This is a genomic window from Nitratireductor sp. XY-223 (genome assembly GCF_004959855.1).
Taxonomy (GTDB): domain Bacteria; phylum Pseudomonadota; class Alphaproteobacteria; order Rhizobiales; family Rhizobiaceae; genus Hoeflea_A.
This window is the reverse complement of sequence record NZ_SPNT01000002.1, coordinates 984,315-1,001,880: the sequence shown is the minus strand read 5'-3', so window position 1 is coordinate 1,001,880 and position 17,566 is coordinate 984,315. Positions and strand designations below refer to the sequence as shown.

Below are 17,566 nucleotides of genomic sequence, written 5' to 3'. Positions count from 1 at the left end.
GAATGGCAAGGTCAAGTGGCAAAAAGCCGGTATATTCGTCCCGCAGGTTCCTGTGGCTGGCGATCTTCATCGTCGCCGCGATCGCTGCCTATACGGGATTGTGGTATTACCTCGCCGGTCAACTCGAGAGCCGCAGCCAGTTTCTGCTCAGCGATCTGCGCAACCAGAATGTCACCGCCGATTGCCGCGACATGGATGTACGCGGCTACCCGTTCCGCCTCGGCCTGTTCTGCTCGTCGGTTCATGCCCAGGACAACATCGCCGACACGATCGTAACCGCCGGAAGTTTCCGTTCCGCCGCGCAGGTCTACAAACCGAACCACATCGTCTCGGAACTGGACGGTCCGGTGACCGTCGAGGCCGCCATCGGGCTTCTCGCCGATCTCGACTGGGAAATCCTGCGATCGAGCACGGTGTTCAATCTGAGTGGGCTCGACCGCGCGTCGCTGGAAACGCGTGACCTCAGGGCGACCGTCACCCTGCCGGGCGAAACGGATCCCGTAGAGGTCTCGGCCGTTTCGTCCGAGGTGCATGCGCGCCAGAACAGCGCCGATCTCGACGCCGTGCTGCGCCTGAGCGATGCGAGCCTCGTCTACGGCGGCATGCTGGACGGCGCGACGTCCTTCGACCTGCAGGCCGACGTGACGCTCGGCGACCGTGCCTGGCTGCTGTCGGGCGGCGGTGCTTCGCAGCAGCCCTGGCGCAATCTCAGCGCTTCGCTGAACAACCTCAATGCCGATCTGGACAATGGCGCCGGACTGAGCATCGAGGGCCCGTTCTCGATCAATCAGGACGGTTATCTCAGCGGCAAATTCAATCTCGAGATCCGCAATATGCAGGCATGGCAGGACTTTGTCGGCCAGGTCTTTCCGCAGATGTCGGACGATATCGCCAACGCGGCGGGCATCGCCGCCAGCGTCAACGGCGGCGGGGCCAACCTTTCGCTGCCGATCAATGTCGACAACGGAACCGTCCGGATCGGCTTCATCCAGCTCGGCAGGATCCCGCCGCTCTAATACGGTCAGTTCTCGGGCTGGCCTTCCGAAACGGCGACATGGCGCCCGAAATCCGGAACGTCCACATCCTGGCCGGCCTCGATGATGGACTTGCGGATATGGCGCGTACGGCTGAACAGATCGAAGAGCTTGTCGCCGTCGCCCCAGCGTATGGCCCGCTGCAGCGAGGCGAGATCCTCCGAGAACCGCGCCAGCATCTCGAGGATCGCATCGCGGTTGTTGAGGCATACATCGCGCCACATGGTCGGATCGGATGCCGCCAGGCGCGTGAAGTCGCGGAAACCGGAGGCCGAATATTTGATGACCTGAGACTTTGTCACAGTCTCTAAATCATCGGCGGTGCCGACGATATTGTACGCGATGAGTTGCGGCAGATGCGAAACGATCGCCAGAACCCTGTCGTGGTGCTCCGGGTCCATGCGGTCGACCATCGACCCGCAGGCCTGCCAGAACCCGGACAGCGTTTCAACGGCTGCCTCGTCCGTGCCGGGCGGCGGCGTCAGGATGCACCAGCGTCCCTGGAACAGTTGTGCAAACCCGGCGTCGGGTCCGGAATGCTCGGTGCCGGCAATCGGGTGGCCGGGTATGAAATGGACATTGTCCGGCAAAACCGGAGCCATCTGTTCGATGACCGATTTCTTGGTCGAACCGACATCGGTGACGATGGCGCCCGGCTTCAGCTCGGCGGCCATGTCGCGCGCCACCTTCCCTGATGCCCCGACCGGCACGCTGACGATCACGAGATCGGCGTCGCGCACGGCTTCCGCCGATGACGTCGTATAGGTGTCGCCCAGCTCCAGCGCGTGGGCGCGCTCCAGCGTTTCCGACGTTCGCGTGGACACCGCGATGGTTCCGGCCAGTTGCTTTTCCCGGATAACGCGGGCAAGCGACGAGCCGATGAGGCCGATGCCGACCAGGGCGATCTTCTTGAATTGAACCGTGCTCATGCTTTACCCAAAAACTCCTTCAGCGCGGCAAGCACGCCCTCATTGGCTTCCTCGGTGCCCACCGACATGCGCAGCGCGTTGTCAAATCCGTAGGCCTTGACCCGGCGCAGGACGAAGCCGCGGCGCGTCAGGAAATCATCGGCTTCAGCGGCGGTTTTCGCAGCGCCGTCGAAATGGATCAGCAGGAAATTGCCGACCGCCGGCGTCACGGCAAGACCGAGTGCCTCGAATCCCTCGCTTAAACGCGGAAGCCAGACCTGGTTGTGCGCGACGGCGCGCTCGACATGCTCGCGGTCGCGAATGGCCGCCGCGCCCGCGACAATGGCGGCCGCATTGACGTTGAACGGCCCGCGGATGCGGTTGAGCGCATCGACGACCGCCGCCGGCCCGTAAAGCCAGCCGATGCGCAGCGCCGCCAGCCCGTATATCTTGGAAAATGTACGGGTCATGACGACATTCTCGTTGGCCGACACCAGCTCGATGCCCGATTCATAGTCGTTGCGCCGCACATATTCCGCATAGGCCGCATCAAGCACCAGCAGCACATCGCCGGGCAGGCCCGCATGCAGGCGGCGCACCTCGTCGACCGGAAGATAGGTGCCGGTCGGGTTGTTCGGATTGGCGATGAACACGATTTTCGTGCGTTCCGTGACGGCGGCGAGGATCGCGTCCACGTCGGCCGTGCAGTCGGTCTCCGGCACGGTGACCGGGGTCGCCCCGGCGCCGGAGATCTGGATCCTGTAGACCAGGAACCCGTGTTCCGTGATGATGCCTTCGTCGCCGGGCGACAGGTAAGCCTGGCACAGGAGGGTGAGCAGGTCGTCGGAACCGTTGCCGCACAGGATGTTCGCGGCATTGAGCCCGTGCACTTCGGCAATCGCGTCACGCAGATGATGCGCCGCGCCGTCCGGATAGATCTCGAGGTGGTCGCTGATGCCCGCAAGGGCCTCGACCGCCTTGCGGCTCGCGCCCAACGGCGATTCGTTGGCGGACAGCTTGTAGACCCGCTCGACGCCGGGCGCGGTTTCCCGGCCCGGCACATAGGCGGCGATATCCATGACGCCCTTTTTGGGCACCGGTTTTACTCTGGCACTGCTCATGTGTCCGTTTCCCTGCTACTACCGTCGGCGCATCGCGACCGGCGGCAGGTCATGACCTGCGGGGCATAGCCGTCCGGAGCGCGAATGTCGAGTGTTTAGGCACCTTCTCTGACCCGTGACGGCTGCTTTCGGGTCGCACACAGGCTCGTCTTTTGCCCCTGCCCCTTGTCGGACATGCCGACCGCGTGCTGCAATGGAGCGCCCGTGCCGGAAAGCAGCCGGCCGCAATCAATCTGGAGTCGCCCATGCTCGATCTGCTGATCACAAACGCCAACCTTCCCGACGGCCGCAGCGGGGTCGATATCGCCATTTCCGGCGATCGGTTCGACGCCGTGGCACCGAGCCTGGACGCGCAGGCACGAAGGACGATCGACGCGCGCGGAAGGCTCGTGACCCCGCCTTTCATCGATCCGCATTTCCACATGGACGCCACCCTGTCGCTCGGACAACCGAGGCTCAACCGGTCCGGAACGCTGCTTGAAGGCATTGCCCTTTGGGGCGAGTTGAAGCCGCTCCTGACCCACGAGGCAGTTGTCGAGCGTGCGCTGCGCTATTGCGATCTCGCCGTCGCGCGCGGGCTTTTGTCCATTCGCAGCCATGTCGATGTGTGCGACGACCGCCTTCTGGCCGTCGACGCGCTGCTCGAGGTTCGCGAGAAGATCAAACCGCATATCGATCTGCAGCTTGTGGCCTTTCCCCAAGACGGCCTGTTCCGTGCGCCGGGCGCCGAACGCAACCTGCTGCGGGCGCTCGACAAGGGTGTCGACATTGTCGGCGGCATTCCGCATTTCGAGCGCACGATGGCGGACGGCGCGGCTTCCGTGCGAAGGCTGTGCGAGATAGCCGCCGAACGCGGCCTTCGGGTCGACATGCATTGCGACGAGACCGACGATCCGGCCTCGCGTCATATCGAGACGCTGGCCGCCGAAACGGTCAGGCTCGGCCTTGAGGGGCGGGTCGCCGGCTCGCATCTGACCTCCATGCATTCCATGGACAATTACTACGTTTCCAAGCTGATTCCGCTGATCGCGGAGGCGCAGGTCCACGCGATACCCAATCCGCTGATCAACATCACCCTGCAGGGACGGCACGACACCTATCCGAAGCGGCGCGGCATGACCCGGGTGCCCGAGCTCATGGCCGCCGGCGTCAACGTCGCGCTCGGCCAGGATTGCTGCATGGATCCGTGGTACTCGCTCGGCAGCGCCGACATGCTGGAAGTCGCCCACATGGCGGTCCATGTCGGCCAGATGACGTCGATTGATGCCATGAAACAGGCCTTCGACGCCGTCACCGTGAATTCGGCGAGGGCTTTCGGACTGGACGACTACGGCATCGAAAAGGGCAGGCCGGCGAATTGTGTCGTTCTCGACGCGCGCGATCCGGTCGAGGCCATCAGGCTGAAGGCGACGCGTCTTGCGGTGATCCGCAGCGGGGCGGTCCTTGCCGAGACCGAACCGAATATCACGCGGCTTAATCTCGAAGGCCGGCCGGAAACGCTCAATCCGGCCGACTACGCGCCGGTCGAGGCCTCCGGCTGACAGGCAACGAAGGCGGGCAATGCAATGACACCGACCGAAGCCGCCAGTACGGCACCCCCGGCAGATGCCACGGCCCTTGCGGAAGCCGTGCGCCACGGTGAAACATCGGCGCTCGCCCTGATGCAGGCAAGCATTGCGCGGGCGAAATCCGACCCGTTCGGTGCGCTCCGCCATATCGACGAAGCGATGGGCCTGGAGGCTGCCGAAGCGTTCGACAAACGCCTGGCGGACAAGGACCAGCATGCCCTCAATGCCCCGTTTGCCGGCGTTCCCTTCCTTGCCAAGGACCTTGGCAATGTGGCAAGGGGGCTTCCGGCCCATGCCGGCGCGCCGGCCCTTGCGGCGCGGTTGCCGCTGCCCGAGGCGGACAGCCTCGTCTTCGAACGCTTTCGCCATTGCGGATTGCTCCCCTTCGGCGTGACCACCACGCCGGAATTCGGCCTGGCGCTGACAAGCGAGCCGCCGGGCGGCCCCATTGCCAGGAACCCGTGGAACCCGGACTATTCGCCGGGCGGCTCCTCCGGCGGCGCCGCCAGCGCCGTTGCGTCCGGCATCGTGGCAATCGCCCATGCCACCGATGCGGCCGGCTCGATCCGCGTTCCCGCGGCCTGCTGCGGCCTGGTCGGGCTGAAACCCTCGCGCGGGCTGGTCCCCAACGCCCCCGATTTCGACAATCACCTGATGGGTGTCACGGGCGAACTGGTGCTGGCGCGCTCGGTGCGCGACATCCGCGCGGCGCTGGTCGCGGTGTCGGGCCATACACAGGGCCCCTATGGCGAGGTGACGCTCTCGGGTGTGCCCGTGAAGGGCATGACGATCGGCCTTGTCGACACCGCGCCCGCCGGGCTTGGAGACGAGGAGGCCGAGGCGCTGCGCACGCTTGCGCCGCTCCTTGAGGCGCAAGGAAACACCATCATCGAAATCGATGTCGCCGCTCTCGATCGGCTGGCCGCCGAGGCAGCGGCATGCGACCGCGCCTGCCTTTCGGTTTCTCAGGCCGCGTGGCTCGATGCGCTACACATTCCCGACGAAGAGGTGAGCCCGGTCATCGCCGCCGCAGCCGCCGAGGGACGCGCCATGTCGGCCGCCCGCTTCTTTGCCAACGACACACAGATGGCACGGATCGCCCACGGCTGCTGGCGGCTCTTCGACGGGATCGACGCCATCGTCATGCCCATGCTGGCGGGCGGCCCGCCGAAAATCGGCGCAATGCCGCCGGACCGGACGGATCTCGACGCGGCGTGGCGGCAGATGGCGGAAATCGCGCCACGCGCGCCGCTTGCGAATGTCGCAGGCATTCCCGCAATCAGCCTGCCGCGCGGCCTGTCGCGCGCCGGCCTGCCGCTGTCGGTCCAGTTGATCGGACCGATCGGGGCTGATCTGCTGTTGCTCGACATCGCCCAGCACATCGAGGCCGAGGCGCCCTGGACCTATCCGGCGGAGCTCGCCACTGCCTGATCAGCCCCTCCGGCGCCGCATCAGGTAGATGAACGGCAGGGCGACGAAATACATCGTTATGCCGTAGACGCCCGATGGCAGGCTGAAGGGCGGCAGTCCGGTGGCGGCCTCGACGATCAGGCTACCGACGGTGATGCCCAATGTGCTGTTTTGAACGCCGGTCTCGATGGCGATGGCCACGCCGTCCGCGTGGTCGAGCCCCATGGCCTTTGCGATGCCGAGACCGAGCAACAGGAGCACGATGTTCAGAACAACGAGCAGCGGCCCGAGCAGGACGAGGTTGGTGATGAACAGGCTCCAGTTCGCGGCAAGCGCGCCGATGACGATGACCACGAAGAGAACGAGCGCGATGCGCGAGACCGCCGCCTCGATCCGGTCGGCCAGTCCTTCGGCGAAATGACGCAGCGCGACGCCGATCGCCACCGGCACGGCGGTGATCGCGAACATGGCGAGCGCCAGCGCCGTGACGTCGATATCCGGCGCCGCCTGGCCCATGAAATGGTTGGCCGCCCAGGCGACGAGCAATGGCACGGTGACCACCGACAACAGGCTGACGACGCCGGTCAGGGTCACCGAGAGGGCGACCGCCCCGCCGGCGAGTTTTGTGATGATGTTGGACGTCACGCCGCCCGGGCAGAACGACAGGATCATCACGCCGACGGCCAGTTCCGGCGGCAGGCGGAAAAGCTGCAGCAGCAGGAACGCGACGACCGGCAGCACGACGATCTGCGATACCGCGCCGGCGAAGAACGCCTTCGGCCGCGCCACGACCCTGGCGAAGTCCGCGACGGTCAGGCCAAGGCCGAGAGAAAACATGATGAAGGCCAGCGAAAGCGGCAGGAAAACGCTCAGTAGGATGCCCAAGATACCCCTCCGTTTTTTGCCCGATTATAGGCAGCAGGAATGGATTGGATAGGGCCCGGCGCGGTTGTGGATAATTGCACCCGGTACTGAAATATTTGGAATTGACCCGTCCGACGAGCGCCCCGCCCGGCGGCGTGGCAAAGAGATTTTGCGCGAACGCCGGACCGCCACGTTTTCGCCGGAAATAAGTTCCTTATCGAACGTGCGGCGAAGTCAGTGTTGCGTTCACAAAGACACAAGAAGCGGGGCCGCATTTCGGGCCGCGCGCAATCAGGGAACAGAATTCATGAAACCAACCGTGATTATGGTAGGCGCAGACAAGGGCGGCGTCGGCAAGACAACGACCTCCCGTGCGCTGTTGGACTATCTCGCCCGGAAAAACATGCCGGCCCGCGCCTTCGACACCGAGAACCCGCGCGGAACGCTCAAGCGGTTCTATCCCGACATTACCGAGATCATCGATCTGAATTCGGTCGCCGATCAGATGAAGATACTGGACACGCTCGATTCCGCGGCCGTGAAGGTCACCATCGTCGACCTGAAGGCCGGCAACCTGTCGTCTTCGCTCGACACGTTCGACCGCATCGGCGTCCTGGAGGCTGCCCGCCATGGCCAGTTCGATCTCGGGCTGATCCATGTTGTCGGGCCGTCCGTGGCCTCCCTCGACGAGATCAACGAGATCTCCGACTACATCAAAGGCATCAATTACGTCATTGCCCGGAATTTCATCAACGAAACCAACTTCTTCGAGTGGGACGAGAAAACCTTCAAGAAGTATTTCGCCGATCTGCCCGACGCGACGGAAATCGACATTCCGAAACTCAACGAGATGGCCTATGAGCAGGTCGATCTGGCCGGCGCGACATTCTCCGGTTTTGTCGAGAACAAGGACGCGCGCGGCAGCGACGCCAATTTCTCGTTCGTGCTGCGCGGCTATGTCCGCAAGTGGATTTCAGACCTGGACGGCGAGTTCAGCCATCTCAGCCTTCTGCAGAATCTCGGCCGTGCCAGCCGCGAAACCGCGGCCAAGCCCAAGGCCGAACCGCAGCGGGCGGCAAAGAAGTAAAACCTGTTAAGATACGGGGTTAGAGTGACCCCGTATCATTTGCACCCGGTTTTGAAGCACCGGGGCAAGCAGGAGTCCTGCCATCGGCGCCAATATTCACATCATCTGCTCCGACGAGGCCCGCAACGGCAAGACCATCTTTGCGCGGCTTTACGCGGAGCTGCTGCGCCTGGGAACGGACAGCCTGCCCCGGGTGATCGACACCGATTTTCCGCACGGAACCATCAAGGGTTATTTCCCCAAGGAAAGCGACATCATTGACCTGTCGAGCACGGACGGGCAGATGCGCCTGTTCGACAGCATTCTGGACCACCCGGAACGCGACTACGTGATCGACCTTGAGGCCCACCATCTCGAGCGGTTCTTCTCGATCTTCGAGGATATCGGCTACGACAAGGCCGCCACTGAGGCGGGCATGGGCGTCGCGGTCTTCTTCTTTCTCGACCGCACGCTCGCCTCGATCCAGGCGGCCGTCACCCTGCGCGGACGGCTGACCTCGAGCCAGTTCGTTCTTGTTCGCAACGATGCGATCGGCGCCTTTCGCGCCCCGGTCTACGGCGAGTACGAGCTTGTGAAGATCGGCATGGACCGGCAGATACGGCTTCCCGCCCTGTCCGCCGATGCGCTCGACTTCGTCGAGGATCCATCGTTCAACTTTACCGACTTCATCATGCAGCGGCGCCAGGGCCTGCCCGAGTGGCTGAGCGACGAGCTGTGGCGTTTCCTGGAGACGATCTACCAGCAGCAGCCGATCGGAACGGCGGAAAGCCTGTTTTCCGCCTGATCGGACCGCATGTCGCGGAACAAGGCCGGCCTCAGATGAACGGCAATTTACTGAGCGCCGCGGGAATAGCCCAACCGTCCTTGTGGACCACCACCTCTGCGCCCGGCTTTACCCGCGTCGAGACGAGCGCGAAGCCAATATTGCGCTTCAGCCGGTAGGACCACACGCAATTGGTCAGGTCGCCGACCTTCTCGCCGTCGACGAGAATGTCGTACCAGTGTGCCGGCAGCGCCGTCGGTTCGTCGTTTTCGAGGACTGCGCCGAGCTGGTGCCGCTTCGGCCCCTCCGCCTTTATGGCCCTCAGCGCCTTTATGCCGACGACGTCGTCCGCGACGTCCAGGTCGACGAAGGGCCCGAGGCGCACCTCGTAGGGATTGGTGGCATCGTCCGTATCACCGCCCCAGGACAACAGGCCGCTCTCGATGCGCTCGCAGGCGTTCGGATTGCCGGGGCCGATATCAAAGGGCTTGCCGGCCTCCTTGACGCGGTCCCAGAGCCCCGCGCCCTTTGATCCGTCCATGAGGTAGATCTCAAAACCACCCTGCTTCGACCAGCCGGAGCGGGCGACGGCAACCGGGATGCCGTCGATCTCGGTTTCGGAAAACCAGAAATACTTGAGATCGCGCACCCAGTCGCCGAACAGCGAGGCGACGACGTCCTCCGCCTTCGGCCCCTGCACGGCGAGTGGCGACACATCGGCTTCACTCACCGCGACATCAAGCCCGCGCTCGCTGGCGACGGCCCTTGCCCAGAACAAGATGTTGGAATCGGCGATGGACAGCCAGTAGCGGTCCTCGGCGAGCTTCAACAGGATCGGATCGTTGATCAGCGTTCCCGCGTGGTTGCACAGCGCCACGTATTTGCCCTGGCCTTCGACACATTTGCCGAGGTCGCGCGGCGACAGGATCTGCGCCAGCCGGCCGGCATCGGGGCCGTGCAGCTCGATCTGCCGCTCAACGGCGACGTCCCACATGGAAACGCCGTTGATCAGCCGCCAATACTCGCCCTCCGGATCGCCGTATCCCGTCGGCATCAGCATGTTGTTGTAGGTCGTGAAGCTCTGCACCCCTTCTGCAACGGTGGATTCGTAGAAGGGCGAGGGGCGCAGCCGCGCCGAAGGTGTGATTCCGAACATCGGGCGTTTCCTGTGGGTCGTTAGACGGCGATTAGACGTCGCAATCGGCCGCCGGTCAAACAAACGATTCGCCGGCAAAGGCAAAATTACCTTGTGCGCCGGCACCGCCGGCGCTGCCCGATTTCCCTTGATGTTCGTCCGGTTTATAGTATGGATATCGGCGATTCACGCGCTTCGCCGTCATTCGCGCGATCACGCGGTCCCGTAGCTCAGCAGGATAGAGCATCAGATTCCTAATCTGAGGGTCGCAGGTTCGAATCCTGCCGGGATCGCCAGAATCTCATGGGTCCATTCTTGTTACATGGCTTACATTTCATTCCGGTGACATGGTTTACACATGCTGCGGGGCGAAAGGGTTCGACGCGGCCCAACTGCATGTCGTCAATTCTGGCCGCGAAAGAACACCCGATTTGCAGTGGCCACTATGTCTCGTTCAATGAACCTGTTTTCAAATGTAACCTCTATTTCCTGCCCGGATGGTGTTCGATACATCACTGTACAACTGCGCGGACTCTTGACAGAAAACCAAACAGATTGCTTGTCGTCGAACTGAACTGGTTTCACTGCGGCATCGTAAATTCGAGCCAAATTGCCGTTGATCAGGCTTTCCAGGTTGTTGAAAGCAATATCTGACTCAAACCCCATTCCACTGCCAGTGTAGGTGACGGGGATGGTTACAAACTCTCCCTGCTTGATAACTCGTTCGACACTATTAACGGAGGCAATCTTTCCAATAACCTTTGTTTCGCTTGTGTTTTTGGGATCAGCAACACCTCCGGGTTCTTCTCCGATATAAGATAAAGACCCCGTGAGATCGCATTTGACGTGACCAAATAGAACGATGGGAAACTTCTCGTTGTTGTGAAATTCAATCTCATTTTTCATAAGCTCACCGTTGGCGATTGCTACTAAGACGCCTCGCGGTACGAATCGATCCGAGATTGAGAAAAAGGTCGTGACTATACTTAGGAGTGCAACCAGCAAAGCAAGTGACGTGCTGGAAAATGCAAAATACATTCTCCAGTTTTGCCACGAGTCGCATTCAACGCATTTTTGTTGATTTGGCTTCAAGCCTCCCCTGCAAGCCCAGCAAACAGGCTCGATTTCATCATCGTCCCGGCTACTCTGGATTGTCATAACACTACCTCGTCCTCACACATCTGCCAGCCTAAACCGAAGCACGCGTCGATTGCTGACTTTCTCTTCGCGAGCAGAGGGCCCAGAACTATCCCTGCCTTCTATGTACTTAAGCATTGGCCCGGATTGACTGCTTAGCGCCTTGTTTCGCTCACCATTTGTATCGCCGGGATTTATCATCCAATCCAATTCGAGCTGAACCGCATCTAACCAGAGTTCACGAAGTTGTTTTGTGATCTCAGGATCAAACAAGGACAGCAATCGACGCCAAGCGTTCGCCAAAGTCGGCAGGACTGACAGGTCGGCTTTCCGTCTCGCGTCTATGCGGCCAGTGCCAATTACACTCTCAACGACTTGCTGAATTCAGCGAGTGACGCCAATGCTGCGTTCGGTGCTTTAACGGCCTGAAGGAATGCTTTCGATGTGGCAAGAGTATCCCTGACTTTCTTGGGCTCGCCACTGGTCGCATAACATCGAGCAGCTGCTCTTAGTTGCCGTGAGACTTTTAGATGAGATTGGGATTCTGCGACTCCAACGCTACGCTTGGCTAAGTTGGCGCTTAGTGCCTTGATAAGACCGTCAGCCGCGACTTTTCTATCGGCCTCATAGACTTTTCCTGCAGAGACGCATTTGAAGACTCGAGTGTTTCGCAACGCGTTTACCCGTTCGATTTGATGGGCCAGAGCACTCTTGGGTATGCGTTCCCTGACGGTTTCAAGGAGGTCGGCAGCCCCGGTCAGGCGCTGTGCTCGGGACCCCTCGACCCCGAGGTAGGTCCCGGTCTCCACGCCAAAGAAATCGGCGGCCAGTTTGTCGCTGCTTTCGTCAGGCCGCAGCACCCGCATCTTTCTGACTTCTGAACGAAGTCGGCGACCATCTGGCGAATTGTAGATTGCCTGAACTTCATAAGTCCCGGGTTCATCGACGTACCAGTGCCGACGGCCGAACGACAGGTTGAGCTCCTGGTACACTGCCTCTCCGGGAGCAAGTACTCGCCGCGCCATCGGCATGCAGCTATCAGCGAAATGGCGGTAAACCTTCGGAAAACGGTCTCCGGGGCGGCGGATCAGTATTTCCAGAGCCCCGCCAGACGGACGCAGGCTTGGCGCAATTTCCACCGGCGCTGTGGAATCGTTGCGCACCCTGACATCGCCTTCGACCTGCTCCATGAATTCCACCGACTGCGGCAGCCACAGTTTAAAGGAGATATCGTGCGCGGCAGCCTCTCGCTCGAATGCCCGTTCCTCAAGGTGTCCGGCGAATCCGAAGCTGCGTCCCCCCATGATTACTTCAAGGGCGTCATTGTGGCGTAGGTGCGAAATTTCATGCCGGTCAAAGTCATACCGGAACTGTGTCCAAAACGGCCCAGACCCGTCCCAGTTATCCGGATAGGCATATCCGAATGGAAAGAGATCCGGATAATTCATCCAACTCAGGGAACCAGGTCTCGGCATCATCCCGTGGGTTTCGAAAATCCCTTTCTGGAACGAGTGGAGGAAATTGAAAGCATGACCCAACTCGTGAACTATGGTGAACAGATACTCTCTCTCGCGCTCTAGTTCAGGGGCGTTTGCTATCGACGGATGTTCCGCGAACACCGCCGCCCCTTGTCGCGGGAAATCGTCGCCGCTATCGAACATGATGCCGAGCACGCCGGGCTCAACATATTTGGTTGCGAGCAGCAGATAGAGCCTCCACTGCGCTACATCGGCATGCGCAGCAAAATTATCGACCATGGCTGCATGAAGTTCTTCATCGGTCCAGAGGGCATCCTCGCCAGCCGCTTCGACGGCGACATCCTCCCCTCCGAGAGTAACTGCAAGTTCAATCCCCGCCTGCCTATATGCGCCGTCAAGCGTAAGTGGTCGCGAAGGCAAGTCGGGCGGCGTATCGGGATGCTGGGAAGGATCGAACGCGCCTGGCAGCGGCACACCTTTTACTTGATCTATTTCCAACTCGACGCGGCGGAAAAAACTGGACGTTTTTGTGAGCGGAAACAGCAGTGTAACCACGGTCTGCCGCCCAAAATTGGTCAGTCGGTAAAACGTGTATGTTGCAACCAGTTCGCCGTCCTCCGGTATTCGAAGATCTATACGTGCGATGTCGTGTGTATCTTGCCGATGCACCTTCACGGGCCCACGCAGCAACTGGGTACCACCGTCCGGTTCTTCCAGAACCAGGCCCGTCGTTTGAAAGGAGTGGTGAAATTCGAATTCGCCTGCACCGTCGGCAAAATACAAATCGCCGCTGATGATACCCATCGAATCGTCAGAGCCGACATCTGCACGCAATATCAATCGAGAGTCTTCTCGGGTGCCCTCATACGAACCCGCGACTTGGGACCTACGAAGTTTCAGCATGATCGAACCTCCTCACGTTGGTGTCTGCGGCTGGATCTCACTTCCTGAAGGTAAGTCTCGCACACCGACGAGACTCCGCCGCCGCATGGCCCGCCGTCGGGCGTTGAACCGCCACAGGCACTATCCGAGCGCCGAGACGATGGACCCGAATGCCTTCAGCAGATTAGCCGCGTTGTTCAGATGCGCGATGGTCCTGCGCGCCTTTTTGTGTACGTCCGAAAGGTCCTTCGCAGCGGCGCGCAGCGTCGGTGTAATCGGCCGGTAGCGTTCGCCTTCCCTGTTCAAAATCTCCTGAGCGACAGCCCGGAGCTCATCCATTACGGCATCCATCATCCGTCCAATACGCGCACGCTCGCGATCCGAATTGGATCTGCGCGCCAGCTCCGCAAGCGCGGAATGCGTCGCCGCCAGCGCCTTGGAAGCCTCTTGAAGGGACAATTGTGACCCACCCCTTGGGCGCGCTTCGGCAAACGCCGTCGCCGCGCCGCTGACGCCTTCGGGAACGCGCCGCCTGATCTGTCTGTTGTTGTTTCGAATGGTCCGCGCCAGTTCGTTGGTGTTCATGTTATCCTCCACTCACTGTCCTTACTGCCTTGATCAGCTCCGCGAGTTCCGCGGACGCGGCTGCGAAATCGGCCACAAGAGCCGCAGCATCGGGCGACCCGTCGGCAAGGGCTTTGTGTGCTTTTCCGAGTTTGTTGAAGATGCCGCTCGATTTGCGGATGCTGATAGCCTGTTGCTGCATTACGACCACATCGTTGCGGGCAACCAGGTATTCTTTGTACAGCTGCAGGCGGTCGACCTTTTTGTCCCTGCGGATCGCATTCAGGAGGTTCTGTCTCTCGAATTCATAGCGATTGACTTCTTCCTGAATTACAAGCGCTATTGGATCGAGGCTTTTGGGCATGTTGGTAGCGATCACCTGCACTGTTGGATCGGTCGCCCGGATGACTGACTGGATTTCAGCAGCGTAGGCGTTGCCTAGCCCGAGACCCAAAAGACGCCCCGTCAGTTTGAATGCCGGTCCGACAATCGGCGCCGCGGTCGGAACCGCTGCCGCTCCGAGCGAAGCCGCCGCTGTTCCCAGATTCACCGACGCTGTTTCCAGATCGTCGATCACGCCCTTGTCGGCAGCCTTGACCAGTGCCTTGGCGTAAGCATCCAGGGCGGAAAGCACCGCGACTTGATCATCTGCCTTTAAGAGGTTGCTCTCCTCTTCGGCAGTCATAACCAAGCGGTAAGCCTTGCCGGTGACATAGGCTTTCGCCTCCCGCTCGGTGCTTTTACGCACAGCGACAAGCCTGTCGGCGTTGAGGGCGTTCTTCATCGCGCTTGACGATGAAGCGGCGGCATCGCCGAACGACTTGACCTTTTCGGTGGTCGGCAACGCGGCGCAGGCCGCGGCCGCGACACTCAACACCGTCACAACCAGTGTCTTGCGCAATAACTGCATTGTCCTCTCCCTGATACGGTCGTGGCTTTCATTCGGCGGCTGCCGATGCACCGTCGGATGGCCGGAGTTGAGCAACTTCTACGTGAATCAAGCGTGAAAAATGTGCCGGCCGGCCGAATTCAACCGCCGCGTACATTCACGAGCCATGACAGCACGGTGGTCTTCGCAAGTGGTCGGCCATTCCCGGACGGTGAACTGCGGATGCCACGCGCTGACGGATTTGCAGACTCCCGAAAAAAACCACAGGTATGATCTGTAAACCGGCGGCATCGGATCACAGGTACGAAATAGGCCGCAATCGGTAGATTCACCCTCCGCCACGCATGCAATTGGTTCCTGCCAAGCCACCTTTCAGCCGAATTCTGGGCATAGATTCGTCAAAGCGATTCGTTTGGGGTGGATTATGCGATCGGTAGCATCGAATTTCCTTCGCCCGCTAGCGCTTCTGGGCGGCTTTGCCGTGTGCCATCCGGCCCACAGTGCCGGCGCGGTTCCCCAGATGCCGGTAGCGACGGACAGTTATCGCTGCGACGGCGGCAAGACGCTGACCGCGGCTTATTTCGACGGCGCGGTGAAACCGCCGGCGAGGCAGGGTCAGCCGCCGACGCCGGGCGGATCCGTCGAACTGACCCTCGGTGACGGTCGGACCATAACGCTGCCGCAGACCCTTTCGGGAAGCGGCGTTCGCTATGCCAATAGGGATGAGTCCGTTGTCTTCTGGAGTGTCGGAAAGGGCGCGCTGCTCGTGGAATCCGGCGCGGCGACCTACGATCATTGCATGATGGAAAAGAAAGCGGCGGAATGAGCGCCCTTTGTGCCGGATGACCTTCCTACGACCTGCCACCCAAAAAAATGGCCCCTGCTAAGAGGGGCCTTCAAATCGCGCCTGGTAAAAGGTTAGGGGTAAGGCGCACAACCAAAATCCACCATGAAAATGCAGCAAAGTATCATCAAGGAGGTCTTTACCGGTCCCCATTGGACCCCAATGCGAGGTATAATGGGAATAGAATTCCGCTAGTGCTGCCATGCCGATATTTTAACGCTGGCCTCAGGCGCTCGCCGCCTCGACGGATTTGCCGGCATCGGCCGTTGTGTATTCGGGCAGTGTCTGCGGGCACGGATAGAGTTCGTCCATGGCGACCGAGCGGCCGTTGTCCTGCACGATGCGGACATGCATGCGACGCAGGAGCCGCGGCCGGCGCACGCCGCAGGAATGGGCGATCACCTCCACTTCGTGGATCATGTTGGTGCAATAGCCGGCGACACGCACGGCCTTGCTTTCCGGATTGAGGCCCCGCTGCAGCCGCTTGTTGTGGGTGGTGATGCCGGTCGGGCAGGTATTGCGGTTGCACTTGAGCGCCTGGATGCAGCCGAGCGAGAACATGAAGCCGCGGGCTGAGGTGACGAAATCCGCTCCGGCGGCGATCGCCCAGGCGACTTCCGAAGGCGTGATCAGCTTGCCCGACGCGATGACGCGGATGCGTTCGCGCAGCCCGTATTTGCAGAGGATGTCGACAACCAGCGGCAGCGCCTCCTTGACCGGCAGGCCGACATTGTCCATCAGCGGCATGGGCGCCGCGCCCGTGCCGCCGTCGCCGCTGTCGACCGTGATGAAGTCCGGCGCGCTCTCGATGCCGCGCTTGTGGATTTCCCGGCACATCGTCTCGAGCCAGCCGAAGGCGCCGACCACCGCCTTGAAACCGGTCGGCTTGCCGGTCGCGTCGCGGATGCGCCCGATCATGTCCAGCATCTCCGCCGCGTTGTCGATTTCCGGATGCCGGTTGGGCGAAATCGAGTCCTTGCCCGCCGGAATACCGCGGATGGCCGCGATTTCGGGTGTTACCTTGATCCCCGGCAGGATGCCGCCCTTGCCCGGCTTGGCGCCCTGGCTCATCTTCAACTCGAACATCTTGACTTCCGGGTGTGCCGCCACCTCCCGCAGCTTCTCGTCGCTGAGTTCGCCATTCTCGTTGCGGACGCCGTATTTCGCCGTTCCGATCTGGAAAACGATGTCGCAGCCGCCTTCCAGATGATGCGGCGACAGGCCGCCCTCGCCGGTGTTCAGCCAGCAGCCGGCCATGCGCGCACCGTTCGACAGCGCCCGCACCGCCGGCGTCGACAATGCGCCGTAGCTCATGCCCGAGATGTTGAACAGGGACGGGGCCTGGAAAGGCTCGCGGCAATAGGGCCCGATCTCCAGCGGCTGCACCTCGGACGCATCTTCCGACAGCGTCGGGAACGGGCAGTTGACGAAGATGGCCGTGCCTGGCGGCGTCAGGCTCTTGCTCGAGCCGAAGGCGACCGTGTTGTCCTTGTTCTTGGCGGCCCGGTCGACCCACTCGCGCTCCGCCCGGTTGAACGGCATTTCCTCGCGGTCCATGGCGAAGAAATACTGCCGGAAGAATTCGCCGAGCATCGAAAACAGGTATCGGAAGCGTCCGAGCACCGGAAAATTGCGGCGCACCGCGTCGCCCGTCTGGCTGACGTCGAGTATGAAAAGGACGACAACGACGAGGACCGCCAATCCGATGGCGAAGACGAACAGGGTCGACAGGAACTGCAGCGTTCCCATCACGAACAGGGTCGACAGGCTGTCCATGGCATGGCCCCTCTGGCTCAGAAATTAAGGCATGCACGGTGGCGGTAAGTCAGGATGTTTCGTCCCGCCCGGCACAGGGTCAAACCTTAATGCGGCAATTGGCCAA

General features: G+C 61.3%; 16 protein-coding genes and 1 tRNA gene. 7 read left to right on the top strand and 10 right to left on the bottom strand.

Translation table 11 applies throughout. The features are described from left to right. Window positions 1-2: 2 nt before the first annotated feature. On the top strand, window positions 3-1,016 hold the full coding sequence (locus tag E4M07_RS11305) for a DUF2125 domain-containing protein (RefSeq protein WP_136658392.1): 1,014 nt from the start codon (window positions 3-5) through the stop codon (window positions 1,014-1,016). A 5-nt stretch (window positions 1,017-1,021) separates the two neighbouring features. Here E4M07_RS11305 and E4M07_RS11300 read toward each other — a convergent pair whose 3' ends face one another. Then, window positions 1,022-1,963, bottom strand: a complete 942-nt coding sequence (locus E4M07_RS11300) for a prephenate/arogenate dehydrogenase family protein (RefSeq protein ID WP_136658391.1) — start codon at window positions 1,961-1,963, stop codon at window positions 1,022-1,024. Beyond that, window positions 1,960-3,063 (bottom strand): histidinol-phosphate transaminase, encoded by a 1,104-nt coding sequence (hisC, locus tag E4M07_RS11295; RefSeq protein ID WP_136658390.1) that lies wholly within the window; start codon window positions 3,061-3,063, stop codon window positions 1,960-1,962. The genes E4M07_RS11300 and hisC overlap by 4 nt, the downstream gene beginning before the upstream one ends. Window positions 3,064-3,308: 245 nt before the next feature. Here hisC and E4M07_RS11290 point away from each other — a divergent pair, with 245 nt between their 5' ends. Both E4M07_RS11290 and E4M07_RS11285 read left to right on the top strand, forming a co-directional pair. After that, entirely contained in the window at window positions 3,309-4,604 is a 1,296-nt protein-coding gene (locus tag E4M07_RS11290) for an amidohydrolase family protein (RefSeq protein ID WP_136658389.1), read from the top strand. Window positions 4,605-4,628: 24 nt separating this feature from the next. Then, window positions 4,629-6,062, top strand: a complete 1,434-nt coding sequence (locus E4M07_RS11285; RefSeq protein WP_136658388.1) for an amidase — start codon at window positions 4,629-4,631, stop codon at window positions 6,060-6,062. Here the strand turns inward: E4M07_RS11285 and E4M07_RS11280 are convergent, their stop codons facing one another. Next, complete coding sequence (locus tag E4M07_RS11280; RefSeq protein WP_136658387.1) at window positions 6,063-6,926, bottom strand: bile acid:sodium symporter family protein; 864 nt, start codon at window positions 6,924-6,926, stop codon at window positions 6,063-6,065. A gap of 286 nt (window positions 6,927-7,212) precedes the next feature. Between E4M07_RS11280 and E4M07_RS11275 the strand changes: the two genes are divergently transcribed. Both E4M07_RS11275 and E4M07_RS11270 read left to right on the top strand, forming a co-directional pair. After that, window positions 7,213-7,992: a hypothetical protein gene (locus E4M07_RS11275; protein ID WP_136658386.1), complete on the top strand. Its 780-nt coding sequence runs from the start codon at window positions 7,213-7,215 to the stop codon at window positions 7,990-7,992. A 193-nt stretch (window positions 7,993-8,185) separates the two neighbouring features. Further along, a complete protein-coding gene (locus E4M07_RS11270; RefSeq protein WP_136658385.1) occupies window positions 8,186-8,776 on the top strand; it encodes a hypothetical protein in 591 nt (196 codons plus the stop codon). A gap of 31 nt (window positions 8,777-8,807) precedes the next feature. On the opposite strand, the gene E4M07_RS11265 is transcribed toward E4M07_RS11270, so the two are convergent. Together E4M07_RS11265 and E4M07_RS29075 are read right to left on the bottom strand one after the other, a co-directional pair. Then, a complete protein-coding gene (locus E4M07_RS11265; protein WP_136658384.1) occupies window positions 8,808-9,911 on the bottom strand; it encodes a glycine cleavage T C-terminal barrel domain-containing protein in 1,104 nt (367 codons plus the stop codon). Window positions 9,912-9,966: 55 nt separating this feature from the next. Continuing rightward, on the bottom strand, window positions 9,967-10,137 hold the full coding sequence (locus tag E4M07_RS29075) for a hypothetical protein (RefSeq protein WP_169054169.1): 171 nt from the start codon (window positions 10,135-10,137) through the stop codon (window positions 9,967-9,969). On the opposite strand from E4M07_RS29075, the gene E4M07_RS11260 reads away from it, so the two are divergent. Beyond that, window positions 10,110-10,186: transfer RNA gene (locus tag E4M07_RS11260), tRNA-Arg, on the top strand. The two genes, E4M07_RS29075 and E4M07_RS11260, sit on opposite strands and share 28 nt — an antisense overlap. 106 nt (window positions 10,187-10,292) lie before the next feature. On the opposite strand, the gene E4M07_RS11255 is transcribed toward E4M07_RS11260, so the two are convergent. The 4 genes from E4M07_RS11255 to E4M07_RS11240 all read right to left on the bottom strand — a co-directional run bounded on the left by E4M07_RS11255 (window position 10,293) and on the right by E4M07_RS11240 (window position 14,861). Further along, the gene (locus E4M07_RS11255) at window positions 10,293-11,048 is read right to left on the bottom strand and encodes a hypothetical protein (RefSeq protein WP_136658383.1); all 756 of its coding nucleotides are present in this window, start codon (window positions 11,046-11,048) and stop codon (window positions 10,293-10,295) included. A gap of 338 nt (window positions 11,049-11,386) precedes the next feature. Then, window positions 11,387-13,408, bottom strand: a complete 2,022-nt coding sequence (locus tag E4M07_RS11250; RefSeq protein ID WP_136658382.1) for a hypothetical protein — start codon at window positions 13,406-13,408, stop codon at window positions 11,387-11,389. Between the two features lie 120 nt (window positions 13,409-13,528). Beyond that, window positions 13,529-13,972 (bottom strand): hypothetical protein, encoded by a 444-nt coding sequence (locus E4M07_RS11245; RefSeq protein ID WP_136658381.1) that lies wholly within the window; start codon window positions 13,970-13,972, stop codon window positions 13,529-13,531. 1 nt (window position 13,973) lies between these two features. Further along, window positions 13,974-14,861, bottom strand: coding sequence for a hypothetical protein (locus E4M07_RS11240; RefSeq protein WP_136658380.1), 888 nt, complete (start codon window positions 14,859-14,861; stop codon window positions 13,974-13,976). Window positions 14,862-15,264: 403 nt separating this feature from the next. Here E4M07_RS11240 and E4M07_RS11235 point away from each other — a divergent pair, with 403 nt between their 5' ends. Next, on the top strand, window positions 15,265-15,666 hold the full coding sequence (locus E4M07_RS11235; protein WP_136658379.1) for an MliC family protein: 402 nt from the start codon (window positions 15,265-15,267) through the stop codon (window positions 15,664-15,666). Window positions 15,667-15,909: 243 nt separating this feature from the next. On the opposite strand, the gene E4M07_RS11230 is transcribed toward E4M07_RS11235, so the two are convergent. Continuing rightward, entirely contained in the window at window positions 15,910-17,460 is a 1,551-nt protein-coding gene (locus E4M07_RS11230) for an FMN-binding glutamate synthase family protein (protein ID WP_206057223.1), read from the bottom strand. Window positions 17,461-17,566: the final 106 nt, after the last annotated feature.

Bases quoted from the DNA above. Each gene is read 5' to 3' on its own strand.
- E4M07_RS11285 (WP_136658388.1), top strand. From the start codon at position 4,629: ATGACACCGACCGAAGCCGCCAGTACGGCACCCCCGGCAGATGCCACG.
- E4M07_RS11250 (WP_136658382.1), bottom strand. From the start codon at position 13,408: ATGCTGAAACTTCGTAGGTCCCAAGTCGCGGGTTCGTATGAGGGCACC.
- E4M07_RS11290 (WP_136658389.1), top strand. From the start codon at position 3,309: ATGCTCGATCTGCTGATCACAAACGCCAACCTTCCCGACGGCCGCAGC.
- E4M07_RS11275 (WP_136658386.1), top strand. From the start codon at position 7,213: ATGAAACCAACCGTGATTATGGTAGGCGCAGACAAGGGCGGCGTCGGC.
- hisC (WP_136658390.1), bottom strand. From the start codon at position 3,063: ATGAGCAGTGCCAGAGTAAAACCGGTGCCCAAAAAGGGCGTCATGGAT.
- E4M07_RS11245 (WP_136658381.1), bottom strand. From the start codon at position 13,972: ATGAACACCAACGAACTGGCGCGGACCATTCGAAACAACAACAGACAG.
- E4M07_RS11255 (WP_136658383.1), bottom strand. From the start codon at position 11,048: ATGACAATCCAGAGTAGCCGGGACGATGATGAAATCGAGCCTGTTTGC.
- E4M07_RS11300 (WP_136658391.1), bottom strand. From the start codon at position 1,963: ATGAGCACGGTTCAATTCAAGAAGATCGCCCTGGTCGGCATCGGCCTC.
- E4M07_RS11235 (WP_136658379.1), top strand. From the start codon at position 15,265: ATGCGATCGGTAGCATCGAATTTCCTTCGCCCGCTAGCGCTTCTGGGC.
- E4M07_RS11265 (WP_136658384.1), bottom strand. From the start codon at position 9,911: ATGTTCGGAATCACACCTTCGGCGCGGCTGCGCCCCTCGCCCTTCTAC.
- E4M07_RS11230 (WP_206057223.1), bottom strand. From the start codon at position 17,460: ATGGACAGCCTGTCGACCCTGTTCGTGATGGGAACGCTGCAGTTCCTG.
- E4M07_RS11240 (WP_136658380.1), bottom strand. From the start codon at position 14,861: ATGCAGTTATTGCGCAAGACACTGGTTGTGACGGTGTTGAGTGTCGCG.
- E4M07_RS11305 (WP_136658392.1), top strand. From the start codon at position 3: ATGGCAAGGTCAAGTGGCAAAAAGCCGGTATATTCGTCCCGCAGGTTC.
- E4M07_RS29075 (WP_169054169.1), bottom strand. From the start codon at position 10,137: ATGCTCTATCCTGCTGAGCTACGGGACCGCGTGATCGCGCGAATGACG.